The organism is Streptococcus sp. KHUD_015 (assembly GCF_051106265.1).
Classification (GTDB): domain Bacteria; phylum Bacillota; class Bacilli; order Lactobacillales; family Streptococcaceae; genus Streptococcus.
In genome coordinates this window covers 280,575-295,475 of sequence record NZ_CP193665.1, presented here as the reverse complement: position 1 = coordinate 295,475, position 14,901 = coordinate 280,575, and the positions used below count along the sequence as shown (strand labels likewise).

General features: G+C 38.7%; 15 protein-coding genes, 2 pseudogenes and 1 riboswitch. Of the genes and pseudogenes, 3 read left to right on the top strand and 14 right to left on the bottom strand.

Annotation, left to right across the window (positions count from 1 at the left end; all coding sequences use genetic code 11):
- Entirely contained in the window at nucleotides 1–216 is a 216-nt protein-coding gene (locus tag ACORHU_RS01445; RefSeq protein WP_000456789.1) for a hypothetical protein, read from the bottom strand.
- A gap of 365 nt (nucleotides 217–581) precedes the next feature.
- On the opposite strand from ACORHU_RS01445, the pseudogene ACORHU_RS01440 reads away from it, so the two are divergent.
- Nucleotides 582–959 (top strand): annotated as a pseudogene (locus tag ACORHU_RS01440) (hypothetical protein).
- A 459-nt stretch (nucleotides 960–1,418) separates the two neighbouring features.
- Here ACORHU_RS01440 and ACORHU_RS01435 read toward each other — a convergent pair.
- The 4 genes from ACORHU_RS01435 to ACORHU_RS01420 form a co-directional block, all read right to left on the bottom strand.
- Complete coding sequence (locus ACORHU_RS01435) at nucleotides 1,419–1,613, bottom strand: hypothetical protein (RefSeq protein ID WP_000469564.1); 195 nt, start codon at nucleotides 1,611–1,613, stop codon at nucleotides 1,419–1,421.
- Complete coding sequence (locus ACORHU_RS01430) at nucleotides 1,594–1,926, bottom strand: hypothetical protein (protein WP_049531919.1); 333 nt, start codon at nucleotides 1,924–1,926, stop codon at nucleotides 1,594–1,596. The genes ACORHU_RS01435 and ACORHU_RS01430 overlap by 20 nt, the downstream gene beginning before the upstream one ends.
- A 359-nt stretch (nucleotides 1,927–2,285) precedes the next feature.
- Entirely contained in the window at nucleotides 2,286–3,125 is an 840-nt protein-coding gene (locus ACORHU_RS01425; RefSeq protein ID WP_049531917.1) for a phage replisome organizer N-terminal domain-containing protein, read from the bottom strand.
- Between the two features lie 8 nt (nucleotides 3,126–3,133).
- Complete coding sequence (locus ACORHU_RS01420; RefSeq protein WP_049531916.1) at nucleotides 3,134–3,415, bottom strand: DNA-binding protein; 282 nt, start codon at nucleotides 3,413–3,415, stop codon at nucleotides 3,134–3,136.
- Between the two features lie 148 nt (nucleotides 3,416–3,563).
- Between ACORHU_RS01420 and ACORHU_RS01415 the strand changes: the two genes are divergently transcribed.
- Nucleotides 3,564–4,082 (top strand): helix-turn-helix domain-containing protein, encoded by a 519-nt coding sequence (locus ACORHU_RS01415; RefSeq protein ID WP_000181350.1) that lies wholly within the window; start codon nucleotides 3,564–3,566, stop codon nucleotides 4,080–4,082.
- Between the two features lie 51 nt (nucleotides 4,083–4,133).
- On the top strand, nucleotides 4,134–5,288 hold the full coding sequence (locus ACORHU_RS01410; protein WP_153196183.1) for a site-specific integrase: 1,155 nt from the start codon (nucleotides 4,134–4,136) through the stop codon (nucleotides 5,286–5,288).
- 132 nt (nucleotides 5,289–5,420) lie between these two features.
- Here the strand turns inward: ACORHU_RS01410 and rpsI are convergent, their stop codons facing one another.
- The 9 genes and pseudogenes from rpsI to ACORHU_RS01365 form a co-directional block, all read right to left on the bottom strand.
- Complete coding sequence (rpsI, locus tag ACORHU_RS01405) at nucleotides 5,421–5,813, bottom strand: 30S ribosomal protein S9 (RefSeq protein WP_000075964.1); 393 nt, start codon at nucleotides 5,811–5,813, stop codon at nucleotides 5,421–5,423.
- An 18-nt stretch (nucleotides 5,814–5,831) separates the two neighbouring features.
- Nucleotides 5,832–6,278, bottom strand: coding sequence for a 50S ribosomal protein L13 (gene rplM, locus ACORHU_RS01400; RefSeq protein ID WP_001044624.1), 447 nt, complete (start codon nucleotides 6,276–6,278; stop codon nucleotides 5,832–5,834).
- Between the two features lie 215 nt (nucleotides 6,279–6,493).
- On the bottom strand, nucleotides 6,494–7,693 hold the full coding sequence (locus ACORHU_RS01395; RefSeq protein ID WP_153196186.1) for an ABC transporter permease: 1,200 nt from the start codon (nucleotides 7,691–7,693) through the stop codon (nucleotides 6,494–6,496).
- Nucleotides 7,690–8,583, bottom strand: coding sequence for an ABC transporter ATP-binding protein (locus ACORHU_RS01390; protein ID WP_153196188.1), 894 nt, complete (start codon nucleotides 8,581–8,583; stop codon nucleotides 7,690–7,692). The genes ACORHU_RS01395 and ACORHU_RS01390 overlap by 4 nt, the downstream gene beginning before the upstream one ends.
- 390 nt (nucleotides 8,584–8,973) lie before the next feature.
- Nucleotides 8,974–11,379, bottom strand: a complete 2,406-nt coding sequence (gene pheT / locus ACORHU_RS01385; protein ID WP_434364597.1) for a phenylalanine--tRNA ligase subunit beta — start codon at nucleotides 11,377–11,379, stop codon at nucleotides 8,974–8,976.
- Between the two features lie 76 nt (nucleotides 11,380–11,455).
- Nucleotides 11,456–11,963: pseudogene (locus ACORHU_RS01380) on the bottom strand (GNAT family N-acetyltransferase).
- A complete protein-coding gene (gene pheS / locus ACORHU_RS01375) occupies nucleotides 11,963–13,009 on the bottom strand; it encodes a phenylalanine--tRNA ligase subunit alpha (RefSeq protein WP_434364596.1) in 1,047 nt (348 codons plus the stop codon). The pseudogene ACORHU_RS01380 and the gene pheS overlap by 1 nt, the downstream one beginning before the upstream one ends.
- A 272-nt stretch (nucleotides 13,010–13,281) precedes the next feature.
- Nucleotides 13,282–13,932 (bottom strand): phosphatase PAP2 family protein, encoded by a 651-nt coding sequence (locus tag ACORHU_RS01370; RefSeq protein ID WP_434364595.1) that lies wholly within the window; start codon nucleotides 13,930–13,932, stop codon nucleotides 13,282–13,284.
- Entirely contained in the window at nucleotides 13,922–14,485 is a 564-nt protein-coding gene (locus tag ACORHU_RS01365; protein WP_125411384.1) for an ECF transporter S component, read from the bottom strand. Before ACORHU_RS01365 ends, ACORHU_RS01370 begins: the two co-directional genes overlap by 11 nt.
- 154 nt (nucleotides 14,486–14,639) lie before the next feature.
- A riboswitch (FMN riboswitch) is annotated at nucleotides 14,640–14,858 on the bottom strand.
- Nucleotides 14,859–14,901: the final 43 nt, after the last annotated feature.

Below are 14,901 nucleotides of genomic sequence, written 5' to 3'. Positions count from 1 at the left end.
TCAAATTAAGTTAGACTTTTCAAGTAACTCAGAAAAACTTGGTAGGGTGATTGAAATAGTTCTATATAGTAATTCATAGACTACCCTCTGTTCAACTATTCCCCATTCATCTGTAACAAAAAAATATTTCTCATGATGTCGCCAAATATGTTGTCCATAACCTTTTATTTCCTCAAACTTACTAACTTCTTCCCAGCCTAGTTTACTATATTCCATGTATGTTCTCCGATCTTTTCACTAATATCTTACATTACACCTTCAGGAATATCTCCTGTTGATCATTGTAACTATCTAGTTGACTGTTATACCAAACCCTGGAATTCTGTCAATATCTTCTTTTCCCTATTTTGATTTATTTCTCAGCTATATGGTATATTAGGATACTTTGAATTCACCTTAAACAAAAAAATGCACAAGTTAATTACAACCTGCACATCTTTTTAATTTTATATTTAAAAGAGACTATAAATCAACTTTCCGAAAAATAATGATTTTCCCGAAAGAAATAGATCAACCTAAAAAATCACTGTCTTACTTATGTAATGTTTCTTTAATATAATATAGAAATAAAAAGTATGTAAATGAAAAGATTTATCACATTACTTTTAGTGTCTCTATCTACAATTTTATTAATTGCATGTTCTAACCAATCAAGCAATTCTTTAGATGGCGAATACCGTTGAATAAACGAGAGTAGAAATGAAGTTGCCTTTACCATTTCAGGTAACAAAGGAAATAGCAACAAAGGAGAGGCCGACACCTTTACAATTGATAAAGATAGTGCAACAATCGAACTGACTGGCTCTAATATCATAAACCGAAAAGAGAATTATACCTTCAAGGATGATGTATTCACTGTAGATATTTCAGGAACAAAGCAGGAGTATTACAAAAAGGATAGTGAAGAAATACAGCGACAAGTAAAACACTCAAACTATTTGATATTCTTTATACAATAAAAACGCTTTTGTACTGACCCCAAAAGTTAGATTTTTTCTGTCTAACTTTTTGGGGTCAGTACACACCCGCATAGCGGGTATTTTTTTGTCTCGCACCTAGCGGAGTGAGACAGACTAATAGTCACATAATAAAAAATTTACTTAAAGTCAGATTTTAAATACTGTAGAATAGTTCTTTCTAAAACTTACTCCCAATTTTTTTGCTCGTATAATTCATCAGGGGTTTGGGGATTCCCCAAAATTCAAATCATCCCAAAAAATACATACACTTTGTGTATACAAATTTTGAGATGATTTTGGGAGTGTGTGTATACAGACTCTGAGCTCGCAAAGTCATATTATGATAAATCTTTCCTTCTCGATAAAATAATTCCAAAAATCGATTTGACTGTCATTTGTGTGTACAAATATTTTAAGAAGATATATAAAAAACGCTGCAAAATTTTTAACAGCGTTTCCTTATTTTAAAATTCTCATATGTCTTTCTTTTTTATGGTTAGCATCGTAGTATTCCAGCATCGCATGATACAAACGAGCCTTCGTTTTATCTTGTTGTTTAATCCCATGAAGAAATAATTCTGCTCGCTTTAATTTCAATATGTATTCGCATATCTGATCAAAATCCTTATCCATATTACTTTTGAAAATAAACATCTTTTTCCTCCATCACATCAACTATTTTTTGCATCAAAATAGACATATCCATTTTGTTTTCATAGCTTATTCTCCCAACTACAGTTGCAAGACGGGCTATAGAATTGATATTCTTTCCTACCTGTTCCAACTCTTCTGTCAAAGGAACTAACGCTTCAAAAGAGACTTTGTGAATGTTCAAATCTGTTCGGATTAATTTTTTTCTAGCAAACTCAGAAAAATTATGAATATTTTCCTTCCTCATACAATCATTTAATTTTTTATTTTCTTCTTCTGTCAAAAATACCTGTTTCAACACCGATTTTATTCTCATAATCTTATCACCTCGTTTTCTTATTTAGTCGTTTCACAAGTTCTTTCACTTGTTTGCTTGTCTTCTTTTCATATCCTATCATCAGCTCAACACAGCAGTGAAATATCCTTACATTATCGAAATCTTCACTTTGTTCCGCTATTCTTTCTAACTGACGTAAGTTATTGATAATTCTTCTAACTTGAAATATAAAGTCACGATAAGATTCAAAATCAAATTGAAGATAAATAGGCGAACTCTTAAACAACATTTTCCTAGCATAAGAGGAAAAATTTAGATGGTTTGTCATTTCAATCAAGTTATTCACTATTTCATTCTGCTCTTCAGTGATATAACATTTCTTTAGAACAGTCCTATATCTACTCATTTATCATATACTTCTTTCGGGCATTTTCATGGGCAATAGCTTTGCACTCCAGCATACGTTCCTGCTTTAAATTCTCCATAGACTTAAATAAATACGCTAACGGAGAAGTCGCATCCTCAGGAATCCGTTCAATCATGCTAATAACTTCATCACTAGTTACATATCCACTAGCTAAATACTCTCCTATCTTCATCTTCTGAGCATGTGTTAAAGTGTAATTGTTAGGATACAAAAATCTATCATTGTACTTATAAGAAATGGATTCTAACAAAGAATAATATTTAGGCAGAATATAAGTTTCAGGCTTTCTAGAACTATTATCCAGTATATTCTCAATCTCTTTCTTATTCTTACTCTTGTTCTTAATCTCTTGCGTTACATTCTCATTTTCATCCGTTACTGTAACGTTACAGTCTAAAACAAGTTGTGGCTCGCCTGTAATTAGTGCTTTCTGTTTTTGTCTATGACGAGCAACACGTTCCCTAGTTTGTTTCCTAATCTTTTCTAGGCCATCTATATTCTGATGTTTCTCCCATTTTGGAATGGTAATAGCGCCATCTATGATTTCTATCATGCCAAATTCTTCAAACATGCTAAGAGCTAATTTTACAGATGTCGCTTTTCGTCTAAACACTGTTGAAAGCATCTCTTCTGTGTAATATACCTTGTTTCCTAGACTCAGTATGCCACTATTATTTTGCTTTCCTGCAAGTACCAGAATTTTGAACCATATTACAATAAGTGTATCTCCTTCTGGCATCGATTCTATCAACTGAATTTTTTCATCATCAAATATATCTGTTGTTATCTTGATCCACTGAACACCATTCATACGAGTACCTATCTTTCATATTGCTTCAACCATCTTGTTACTGCTCTTTTATCGTATAAAGTCACTCCATCAATCACCATGGTTGGCATTCCTTCTTTCGTCCATTTTTGGATTGTAGTCGTAGATACATCTAACCACCTAGATAGACCTGACATACGAACCATGGGTTTATAAAGTTCTTTATCTTCAAATACTCTTGCCACAGCATTTGAAATCATCTCATCATAATGAGCACGTAATTGATTCTCTAATTCTTTAGGAAGCTGGACAACTAAAGTAGTTTCCGACATAAATTCACACCTCATTTCTAAATTAAATAAGCTCCGAAACTATTTAATTTGTTATTCATTTCGAATTATATATCCTTTTTGAATTTTTGTCAAGCTTTTTTTATTCAAAAAGAATAAAATGTGTTATAATGATAAAAAGGAGGTTCTTATGACGAATCATATTACTAAACTGATAGAAAATAGCGGAAAAAAATTGACAGAAATTAGCGAAGCTACAAATATAGCCTATCCTACACTTTCTGGATACAATCAAGGAATCCGCAAACCTAAAAAAGATAATGCTGAAAAATTGGCAAAATACTTTAATGTTTCCGTCGCTTACATTATGGGACTTGATAGCAACCCACATGCTCCATCAAATCTTAAAATTGTTACAGATAGTTTCAAAACATCTAAAATTGGTTCTGTGACACCTTTTAAAAGCGATATGGAGAAGTTAAAGAAAAGTATCGAATTTGGCGAAAGGGCATTAACACTACCACTTGATGATAGTTTTTCAGATGAATTTCGTCATATATTCTCAGAATACCTAGCTGAGAAAAACAAACGTTTTATGTCTGAGTTTATAGACTATATGAATCACCAAAATAAAGATTCTAAAGTTTGGCAGAGCTGGATTAAAACAGACGAATACGCTATCCGCCAAGAAGATAGAAAAAATAGATAGACACTCATTTCTCAATTACATAAGCTCCGAAAACTTAGATACGGAGAAAAAATGTCTATACACAAATACAAAACAAAAAAAGGAATCCTATACTATGTTAGCTTTTACATTGGCTTAGATGCTTATGGAAAGAAAAAAAGGCACTTAAAGAGAGGGTTCAAAACAAAAAAAGAGGCAAAATTGTACGAAGCTCGTTTAGAAGCTGGTGTCGTTGCCCCCACAGTAAATACCGACAAACCTAACCCCAAAGTCACTTATAAAGAACTTTATCAAGAATGGTTTAAGGCCTATGTTGGTACCGTTGAAGAAACAACTTCTTCCCAAACTAAGAATATCTATCGAATACATATTCTACCAATATTTGGCGATAAATTTATTGACCAAATCAGTCCTTTAGACTGTCAAAACTTTATTACACAAAAATCTCAGACTTTCAAAAATATCAAACAGATAAAATCCTATACCTCAAAAATTTTTGATTTTGCAATCAACATGAACTACATTGATCGAAATCCAATGAAGAATGTTATCATGCCTAAAATCAAAAAAACTAGATCAGATAATTTTTGCTCTCTGGAGGAATTACATCATTTCCTTGATATAGTGAAAGAAACTGAGCCATTTAAACATTTTGCTTTATTTAGACTGCTTGCATTTAGTGGACTACGAAAAGGGGAGTTATACGCTTTAAAATGGGCTGATATTAACTTTGACAGCAATCTATTGAACATAGATAAAAGTCTAGGAAGAATTGACGGTAAAGCGATTGAAAAGAGCACAAAGAATGAATCTTCAGTTCGTACAATCTATCTTGATGATGAGACAATCGATATTATTAAGCAATGGAGAAATTTCTATCTGAAAGAACAATCTCAGTTTCCTCTTACAAAGCTGAATATTAGTAACGAATATATGTTCTATTACATATCAAGTAATGACAAAATTGAACCTTTGCATGCTGATTACATTAATAACGTACTGAATCGAATTATTAAAAAGCATAAATTAAAACCAATTAGCCCACATGGGTTTAGACATACACATGCAACACTTATGTCTGAAATTGGAATCGATCCTTCTAATACATCAAAACGTCTCGGTCATGCAAGCAGTCAGATGACATTAGATGTCTATACTCACACCACAAAAACTGGTGAGAAAAACTCTATTGACAAATTTGCAGATTATCTCAATAAAGCAAAATAGAATTATGATTTTTAAAATTTTGAAGAGGTTATCAGAAGGTTATCACAAAGCTATTCTAGCTCAAAAATCGACAAAAAAGCACTTTGCAAAATCTTTGCAAAGTGCTTTGAAACGTTGATATAATCGTATTGATTAACGTTTAGAGAACTGGCTAGCTTTACGAGCTTTCTTAAGACCTGGTTTCTTACGTTCAACTTTACGTGAGTCACGTGTAAGAAGTCCTGCGCGTTTCAATGAATCGCGGAAGTCTGGGTCTACTTGAAGAAGGGCACGAGCGATACCGTGACGGATAGCTCCTGATTGACCAGCGTATCCACCACCTACAACGTTAACGAAAACGTCGTATGAACCTGCAGTTGAAGTAACTGCGAATGGTTGGTTGATTACAAGACGAAGGTCAGCGTGTGGGATGTACTCTTCAACATCTTTTTTGTTAACAGTGATTTTACCAGTTCCTGGAACAAGGCGAACGCGTGCAACAGCGTTTTTACGACGTCCAGTACCTGCATATTGTGCTTGTGACATACTTTATTGTTCCTTTCCTTAGATAAGTCCTGAAATATCAAGAACTTCTGGTTGTTGTGCAGCGTGAGTGTGCTCAGCTCCAACAAATACTTTCAACTTCATACCTTGAGCGCGTCCAAGAGTATTGTGTGGAAGCATACCTTTAACTGATTTCTCGATCAAACGTACTGCATTTTTAGAACGAAGTTCACCTGCAGAGATTTGTTTCAATCCACCTGGGTGGTTTGAGTGAGTGTAGTAGATTTTATCAGTTGCTTTTTTACCAGTCAATTTAACTTTTTCAGCATTGATAACAATCACAAAGTCACCTGTATCAGTGTGTGGTGTAAATGTTGGTTTGTTTTTTCCGCGAAGTACGCTAGCAACTACTGCAGAAAGACGTCCAAGTGGTACATCAGTTGCGTCAACTACGTACCATTTACGTTCAACTTGGCCTGGTTTAGCCATAAATGTTGTTTTGTTCATGATTTCTCCTATATATAGTTCGATTTTTGTTTACGGTGATGGGTGTTCCTTCCCATCGAAAAGTATTTGGAAGGTTCCGGGGCCTTTCAAATGGGGTAAACAATACCGCCTACTATAATACCAAATTTCACCCCTAAAAGTCAATAGATATGAAAAATATTTTTCTAAATTCCACTCTTTTTGTCTCTAAAAAACCTCGCTTTCGCGAGGCTCTTCTATTTATAAGCTAAGGCACGTTTAAAGGTTTTCCAAGGACCTAAGTCATCTGTCTGCAGAACGAGACTAGCATACATACGTCCGATAAATCCTGTTGCTACCACCGCAAAAATCAGTGTAATAGCAAGTGAAAGCCAAGCCTCTAACCCATTTGCATAGCCATTAATGGCTCTAAATGGCATGAAGAAAGTCGAAATAAAGGGAATATATGAACCAATCTTCAAGAGGAGATTGTCACCAGCTGCACCCAGAGCTGTCACTCCAAAAAAACCACCCATAATCAAAATCATCAAAGGAGATAAGGCTTTTCCTGCGTCCTCAGGACGAGAAACCATAGAACCTAGGAAGGCTGCTAAAACAACGTACATAAAGAGGCTAACCAAGACAAACAATAAGGTGTTGAGCGAGAAAGCCTCTCCTATATGGTTTAAAATACCAGATTGTGCCAAGATTGGTAGGTCTTTAAAGAGAAGAATGGCAGCAAGTCCACCCACGACGTAAATGCCAATATGGGTCAAAATCACAAGAAGCAGAGCCAGCATGCGAGCGTAGAAATAATGACTAGCTCGGATACTAGAGAAGACCACCTCCATAATTTTGGTGCCTTTTTCACTGGCAACTTCCTGAGCCGTCACACCCGCATAGGTAATCAGAATCATATAAAGAAAGAATCCTAAAGCGCCTGCTGCAATTGTTTGAATAAACTTTTTATTTTCCTTGGCTTCATCAATCTTTTCTGTGAATTGAATTGTCTGCGCTAAGCGTTTTTCCTGCTCTTGAGACAAGGAAGCAGTTGAACGATTAAGCTGATTTTGCAGTTCGTTGAGTGTACCTGTAACTGCAAATTTAATTCCGTTTTCAAGCGATGTTTCGCCATGATAAACAGCCTTTAAGACACTATCCTCTTGGTCAATGGTCAGATAGCCTTTTAATTTTTCATCTTTAATCGCTTCTTTGGCACTTGCTTCGTCTTTATAGTCAAAGTTAACACCATTTACATTCTTCAGTCCTTCTGCTACAGACGGCACTGTTGTCACTACTGCCACTTTATCATTTTTAGCCATTGAGGAGCCTTGGAGATAGGCAATTCCTACAGAGATTCCTAAAAAGAGGAACGGCGAAATCACCATAAAGAAGAAACTCCACGATTTGACATGTCGAAGATAGGTTTCCTTGATTACAACCCACATATTTCTCATACTTCCACCCCTGATTCTAGTTTAAAGATTTCATCGATTGTTGGCGCTTGCTGGTCAAAAGTTGCGATATATTGACCTTGAGTCAAGATTGGGAAGAGTTCCCTACCAGCACTTTCATTCTCCAAGATCAATTTCCAACTGCCTTGTTTGGTCAAGCTCACCTGTTTGACATGAGGAAGAGTTTCCAATTCTTCCTTGCTTCGTTCACTTGAAACAAAGAGACGCGTTTTCCCGTATTGATTCCGGACATCCTGGACTGGTCCATGCAAGACCACACGGCCATCTCGAATCATCAGAATATCATCACAAAGTTCCTCGACATTGGTCATGACATGGTCAGAGAAGATAATGGTTGCTCCGCGCTCTTTTTCTTGAAAAATGACTTGCTTGAGCAATTCTGTATTGACTGGGTCCAAACCACTAAAAGGCTCATCCAAGATAATCAAGTCTGGTTCATGAATCAGAGTAATAATGAGCTGAATCTTCTGCTGATTTCCTTTTGACAGACTCTTGATTTTATCAGTCAGCTTCCCTTTCACTTCCAACCTCTTCATCCATTGAGGGAGTTTTTCCTTGACCTCCTTGCCATCCATACCTTTTAGAGTCGCCAAGTAACGAACTTGCTCAAGGACTGTCAATTTAGGCATGAGACTACGTTCTTCAGGTAGATAACCAATCCGAGCGTAGGTCTCCTGACGAATATCCTGGCCATCCAGACTGATTTCTCCTTGGTATTCTAAAAACTTCAAAATACTGTGGAAAATCGTTGTCTTCCCAGCACCGTTTTTCCCGACTAATCCCAAAATACGACCTGGTCGCGCTTGAAAGTCAATACCAAACAAAACTTGCTTGGATCCAAAACTTTTCTCTAGACTTCTTACTTCTAGCATCTTTCACCTCCGAAATGTCTTGCACTCATTATACTCCTTTTTGATAGCCTTTACAATGCTTTCCGTCCATTTTTATAAGACTAATGCTATGTAAAATATGGCCTCTAGCACTTTTATACTCAATGAAAATCAAAGAGCAAACTAGGAAGCTAGCCGTAGGCTGCTCAAAGCACTGCTTTGAGGTTGTAGATAGAACTGACGAAGTCAGTAACATATATATACGGCAAGGCGAAGCTGACGTGGTTTGAAGAGATTTTCGAAGAGTATTAGTGATAAATCCATTATACAGTAGCAAACTCAATTTATCACCTCTGCTCCTCAACTGTCGATTTTTGATCCTGAATTGTTATTTGAGAAGCAAAAATCCACCCCGAAGGATGGACTGATACTTTAACGCACTTCTGCATTCACTTTTTCTTCGAGAGAAGCTTGGATTTTTTCCATATAGCGTGCGACTTCTTCATCCGTCAAGCTATCTTCTGGATTTTGGAAGGTCAAGCTATAAGCCATTGACTTCATACCAAGTCCCAATTTTTCGCCTGAGAAGATGTCAAAGAGTTTGATATCTGTCAAACGTTTCACGCCGGCTGCTTGGATTGCGTCTACAACTTCTTGATGAGTCACTTCTGCCTTGAGGAGAAGGGCAACGTCACGGCTAACTGCTGGGAATTTGGTGATTTCCACAAATGGAGCAGCAGGTTGAAGGGCAGCTTCGATGGCTGAAAGGTTAAGCTCAGCTACATACGTTTCTGGAATATCGTAAGCCTTAGCAGTGACTGGATGCACTTGCCCAAGGAAACCAAGAACTTGGTCACCGAGTGAAATGACTGCTGTACGACCTGGGTGGAGGCTAGCGATTTCAGATGTTGCTGTATAGGTCACTTCTAGTCCCAAGCGAGTAAATAATGCTTCTAGGATTCCCTTAGCATAGAAGAAATCAACTGGAACTGCTGCTGTTTGGAAATCTTTTTCAGCAACCAAGCCTGTCAAGGCAAAGGCAAAACTGTTGATCTCATTTGGAAGTTCTTCTTTTGGATTACCTGTTTGTTCAAAGACTTTTCCAATCTCGTAAAGGGCCAAGTTTTTGTTCTTACGAGCCACGTTGTAAGCAACTGTATCTAGGATACCAGAAATCATATTTTGACGGAGGACAGAACGGTCCACTGTCATTGGCCACATGAGTTCTGTAAGGTTACTTGGTTGAGCTGTAAACTCAACTGCTTTTTCAGGCGTTGTCAGAGCATAGGTAATGATTTCAGTCAAACCTGCTCCTTCAGCAATCGTACGGACTTGGCGACGCAATTTTTGTGTCGCAGTCAATTCACCAGCTGTCCCATCGTCTTTTGGAAGGCTGGTTGGCAAGCGGTCATAGCCATAGATACGAGCGATTTCTTCAAAGAGATCTGCTTCTATTGTGATATCCCAACGACGACGTGGTACGCTGACTGTAAAGCTGTCTGCATTTCCAGAAAGACCAAAGCCAAGACGACGGAAGACGTCTTCTACATCCGCGTAAGAAAGTTCTGTACCAAGAACACGGTTAACATCAGCAAGAGTTGAAGAAACTTCCACATCAGAGGTATCAAGCTCACCCGCTGAAACGATACCTTTACGCACCGTCGCACCTGCAAGTTCTGCAATCATGCTAGCCGCCGCATCAAGGGCTTCGTTAACAGTTGCCACATTGATCCCTTTTTCAAAGCGAGAAGAGGACTCAGAACGAAGGTTAAGGCGACCGCTAGTCTTACGGATAGATTTGCCATTGAAAACAGCTGCTTCAAGGACAACATGACTAGAGTTTTCAGAGATTTCTGTTGCTTGACCACCCATAACACCTGCAAGGGCTACTGGCTTGTCAGCGACAGTAACGACTAGGTCATTCACGTCCAAGTCACGTTCTTCACCATCCAAGGTCACTAATTTTTCACCAGCACGCGCTTCACGCACACGGATGTCAGTTCCTTCAAAGGTATCCAAGTCAAAGGCGTGCATTGGTTGACCAAAGTAGAGAAGGATGTAATTGGTCACGTCCACCACGTTGTTAATAGGACGGATTCCCTCGTTCATGAGAAGGTTTTGCAACCATTGTGGACTTGGTGCGATAGTCACATTGTCCAATATACGAGCTGCATAGTAAGGCGCCTTGTCTGTCTCAATACCTACAGAAAGGGCATCTGCTGCGACTTGGTCAGTTTCTAAAAGAGTAAATTCTTTAAAGTTGACTGCCTTATCATAGATAGCTGCCACTTCGTGAGCCACTCCACGCATAGAAAGGGCATCCGCACGGTTAGGTGTGATAGAAAGTTCGATAATTTCATCATCCAAGTCTAGATATGAGAAGACTTCCTCACCTGGAACGGCATTTTTTGGCAAGATTTGGATGCCATCTGCGAATTCCTTAGGCACAACTGAGTCAGAAATTCCCAATTCTCCAAGCGAACAGATCATTCCAAGTGACTCTAAACCACGGATTTTTCCTTTTTTGATCTTGTAATTGTCAGCGATGCGAGCTCCTGGAAGAGCCACCATGACCTTGATACCAGCACGCACATTTGGAGCACCACAAACGATTTGACGAGCTTCTTCTTCGCCAACGTTAACCTGACACACATGAAGGTGAGTTTCTGGCACATCTTCGCAAGACAAGACCTCACCGACGACAATTTTCGAGAGACCAGCAGCAGGTGATTCCACACCTTCTACCTCGATCCCTGTAGTTGACATTTTTTCAGCCAACTCTTGTGATGGAACATCAATGTCCACCAATTCTTTTAACCATTTATAAGATACAAGCATAATTTAGTTTTCCAGAATGACAGTTATCACTCTAGTTCTTTTCCTTTCCTATCATTTCAATAGAAGAATCATCTTCTTACCTTAATTTCTTTCTCAGTATCCAATCTGTATCTACTTTTTGACCAACCATAAAATGATGTTGGCTAAATTTTTCAAAACCATATCGATTATAAAACGCTTGAGCTTTTGTATTATGCTCCCAAACACCTAGCCAAGCCCAGGAAAAACCATTTTTTTCGGCAAGTTCAAGAGCAAATTCAAACAGTTGCTTACCTAGTCCAAACCCTTGGAATTTTTGTAGCACATAGAGGCGTTGAATTTCAAAAGCATCCTCTAATTCTCTCAGTTTGAGCACTCCCCCAGTTGACTTTGAGAAAACCAGCTATCTCCTCTTCATGCACAATGAAATAGGTTCCAGATTCTGGATTTTCCAACTCAGTTAACAAAGTTTTCAGACTATAAGCCTCTTCAAAGTATTTCTGTAACTGCTCTTCCGTATTATCATGAGCAAATGTTTCACGAAAGGTTTGTTTGGCAATTTTGGACAACACTTCAACATCTGCCATTTCTACTTTTCTAATCATTATTTAAACTGTTCTGAGAAGCGGACATCTCCTTGGTAGAATCCACGGATATCGTTGATTCCGTAACGGAGCATAGCTACACGCTCTTGTCCAAGACCAAAGGCAAATCCAGAGTAAACAGTCGCATCGATACCACTCATTTCAAGGACACGTGGGTGAACCATACCGGCCCCCATAATTTCAATCCAACCAGTTTTCTTACATACGTTACAGCCTTCTCCACCACACTTGAAGCAGGAAACATCCACCTCAACAGATGGCTCTGTGAATGGGAAGTAAGATGGGCGCAAACGAATTTGACGCTCTTCGCCAAACATTTTTTGCACAATCAACTGAAGGGTTCCTTGAAGATCTGCCATAGAGATATTTTTCCCAACAACCAAGCCTTCGATTTGGTGGAACTGGTGACTGTGGGTCGCATCGTCTGTGTCACGACGGAACACACGCCCTGGTGAGATCATTTTCAGAGGCCCTTTAGAGAAATCATGGGCATCCATGGCACGTGCCTGCACAGGAGACGTGTGCGTACGGAGCAAGATTTCTTCTGTGATATAGAAGGTGTCCTGCATATCGCGGGCTGGATGGTCTTTGGGAAGGTTCATACGTTCAAAGTTATAGTAGTCTTGCTCTACTTCAAAACCATCCACGACTTGGTAACCCATCCCAATGAAAATATCTTCGATTTCTTCACTGGTTTGTGTGAGGACATGACGGTGACCAGTCGCAACTGGACGACCTGGAAGGGTCACATCAATACTCTCGCTAGCCAGTTGAGCTGCAACTTTCTTTTCTTCCAAGAGTTTAGCTGTTTCTTCAAAAGCAGCTGTCAAGACATCACGAGCTTCATTAACGTGTTTCCCGATAATTGGACGCATCTCAGCAGAGACATCTTTCATCCCTTTGAGGATTTCAGTAAGCGAACCCTTTTTACTAAGGACAGAAACACGCAAATCTTGCATCTCTTTTTTATTTTCAGCAGAAATCTGCTTCAAGCTTGCCAGCGTTTCTTCACGAAGCGCTTTTAATTGTTCTTCAATAGTTGACATAATTCCTCCATCAGTCTCTCGTAGATAAAAAGAAAACCACATGCCAAAAACTCCACTCGGAGCGTTGACACGCGGTACCATCCGTTTTTATCTGACAAGTCAGACCTTCATTTCTAAATCCATGCGCAAGTGAATTCACCCAGCTTTCATATAGAGAGCTTGCAGTCACGGCTCTCCTCCCTGATATACTTCCCTTGGGCTACTAGTCTTGCGGATTCCTATTCAATTACTACATAGTTTATCAGATTTTTACCATTCTTGCAAGACCTATCTCACTTCTGCTTGCCTTTAAATCGCCATTGGAAGCGTAGCTTGTCATAGAAGGGAAACTCGATAAACAAGACTCCCAAGCCCACACAGAGACTGGCAAGAACGTCTGATGGATAGTGAACTCCCAGATAGACTCTTGATACCAGCACACTGACTAGGTAGAAAACAAGGACGATTTGCACGATTTTTCTCCAGACTGGATCTTTCATCCGTTGACTGAGAATGACAATCAGAGAACCGACCATCAAGGTTACAGCCAGAGAATGGCCACTTGGGAAAGAAAATCCCTTCTCCTCAACCAAGTGTAAAATAGCTGGTCGTGGGCGCTGGTAGATATTTTTAAAGGTCACGATTAAAAGACCTGCCAAAGCCAGATTTCCCAGCATGAAGAAACTTTCTATCTTCCATCGCTTACGATAAAAAACAAAAGCTGTAATGACAACCCAAGTGATAATCACTGGGATATCAATCAAGCGTGTGATGGCCCTGAAAAGAATAGTCAAGTAATCTGGTAAATCTCCTCGAATGGCAGACTGAATCGATTGGTCAAAATTGACCAACATTTCAGGATAAAATTTGACCATGTAGCCAAGAATAACGAAAAGTAAAAGGGCAAAACTGCCCTTCATTAAAAATGTTTGTTTATCTTTCATAATGTTTTAAGGTTGGTTTCAAGAGAACGTACAACAACCAGAATGAAGCGGAAAAGATTACACCTTCAATCAAATTAAAAGGTAATACCATGGTCATTAGGTAGTTGGAAAGTCCCAAAATTTTTCCAATATCAAAGTTAGCAAACTTAGCGTACAAAGGAACAGCGTAAACATAGTTGAGAACCAACATAGCCACGGTTAAACCAATAGTCCCAGCTAGAGAGCCTAGTAGGAAACGAAGGGTTGTCCGTTCCTTTTTCCAAATCAAAGCAAATACGATGACAAAAACTCCCAAAGCTACGATATTCATTGGCAAACCAATGTAGGTATTCACTCCCTGGCTGTTAAGAAGCAATTTCAAGAGTGAGCGAAGCAAGAGAATTCCTAGCGCAGCAGGCAAATCCATGACCACCAAGCCCACAAGGACTGGCAAGATACTAAATTCTATCTTGAGGAAGGACGCCGCTGGCAAAAGCGGAAAGTCAAAGTACATCAGCACAAATGAGATGGCTGATAGAATTGCAATGGTCGAAAGTCGACGTGTGTTTGTCATAACAGGTTCCTCCAATTTTCTATAAAATCAGAAGAAGTTAGAAAGGATTCCTCTATCTATTCTCACTTTTTATATCTCAAAAGTTCCCTCTCACTCTATCAAAGCAAGCGGTTACAATCTAGCTATAAATCTATCAGAACAGACAAAGCTATTCTTTCGTCTTCTCCCATCCAGACTATACTGTCGGTTGTGGAATCTCACCACATCAGCTTGCGCTCGCGGACTTATTTGGCTAAGATATTTTAGATTTATCTAGGCGTCGCAGTCGAAGATAATACTTAAAGTATATCGAGACAAGACAACGACGAGAAAGCTAAAATAGATAGTCAAATTTACCGCCGGTCGGGAATTGCACCCTGCCCTGAAGACTCTTTTATCATAACAAAAAACGCTTGCAAGCGCAAGCATTTTGTTCA

Bases quoted from the DNA above. Each gene is read 5' to 3' on its own strand.
- ACORHU_RS01445 (WP_000456789.1), bottom strand. From the start codon at position 216: ATGGAATATAGTAAACTAGGCTGGGAAGAAGTTAGTAAGTTTGAGGAA.
- ACORHU_RS01435 (WP_000469564.1), bottom strand. From the start codon at position 1,613: ATGTTTATTTTCAAAAGTAATATGGATAAGGATTTTGATCAGATATGC.
- ACORHU_RS01430 (WP_049531919.1), bottom strand. From the start codon at position 1,926: ATGAGAATAAAATCGGTGTTGAAACAGGTATTTTTGACAGAAGAAGAA.
- ACORHU_RS01425 (WP_049531917.1), bottom strand. From the start codon at position 3,125: ATGAATGGTGTTCAGTGGATCAAGATAACAACAGATATATTTGATGAT.
- ACORHU_RS01420 (WP_049531916.1), bottom strand. From the start codon at position 3,415: ATGTCGGAAACTACTTTAGTTGTCCAGCTTCCTAAAGAATTAGAGAAT.
- ACORHU_RS01415 (WP_000181350.1), top strand. From the start codon at position 3,564: ATGACGAATCATATTACTAAACTGATAGAAAATAGCGGAAAAAAATTG.
- ACORHU_RS01410 (WP_153196183.1), top strand. From the start codon at position 4,134: ATGTCTATACACAAATACAAAACAAAAAAAGGAATCCTATACTATGTT.
- rpsI (WP_000075964.1), bottom strand. From the start codon at position 5,813: ATGTCACAAGCACAATATGCAGGTACTGGACGTCGTAAAAACGCTGTT.
- rplM (WP_001044624.1), bottom strand. From the start codon at position 6,278: ATGAACAAAACAACATTTATGGCTAAACCAGGCCAAGTTGAACGTAAA.
- ACORHU_RS01395 (WP_153196186.1), bottom strand. From the start codon at position 7,693: ATGAGAAATATGTGGGTTGTAATCAAGGAAACCTATCTTCGACATGTC.
- ACORHU_RS01390 (WP_153196188.1), bottom strand. From the start codon at position 8,583: ATGCTAGAAGTAAGAAGTCTAGAGAAAAGTTTTGGATCCAAGCAAGTT.
- pheT (WP_434364597.1), bottom strand. From the start codon at position 11,379: ATGCTTGTATCTTATAAATGGTTAAAAGAATTGGTGGACATTGATGTT.
- pheS (WP_434364596.1), bottom strand. From the start codon at position 13,009: ATGTCAACTATTGAAGAACAATTAAAAGCGCTTCGTGAAGAAACGCTG.
- ACORHU_RS01370 (WP_434364595.1), bottom strand. From the start codon at position 13,932: ATGAAAGATAAACAAACATTTTTAATGAAGGGCAGTTTTGCCCTTTTA.
- ACORHU_RS01365 (WP_125411384.1), bottom strand. From the start codon at position 14,485: ATGACAAACACACGTCGACTTTCGACCATTGCAATTCTATCAGCCATC.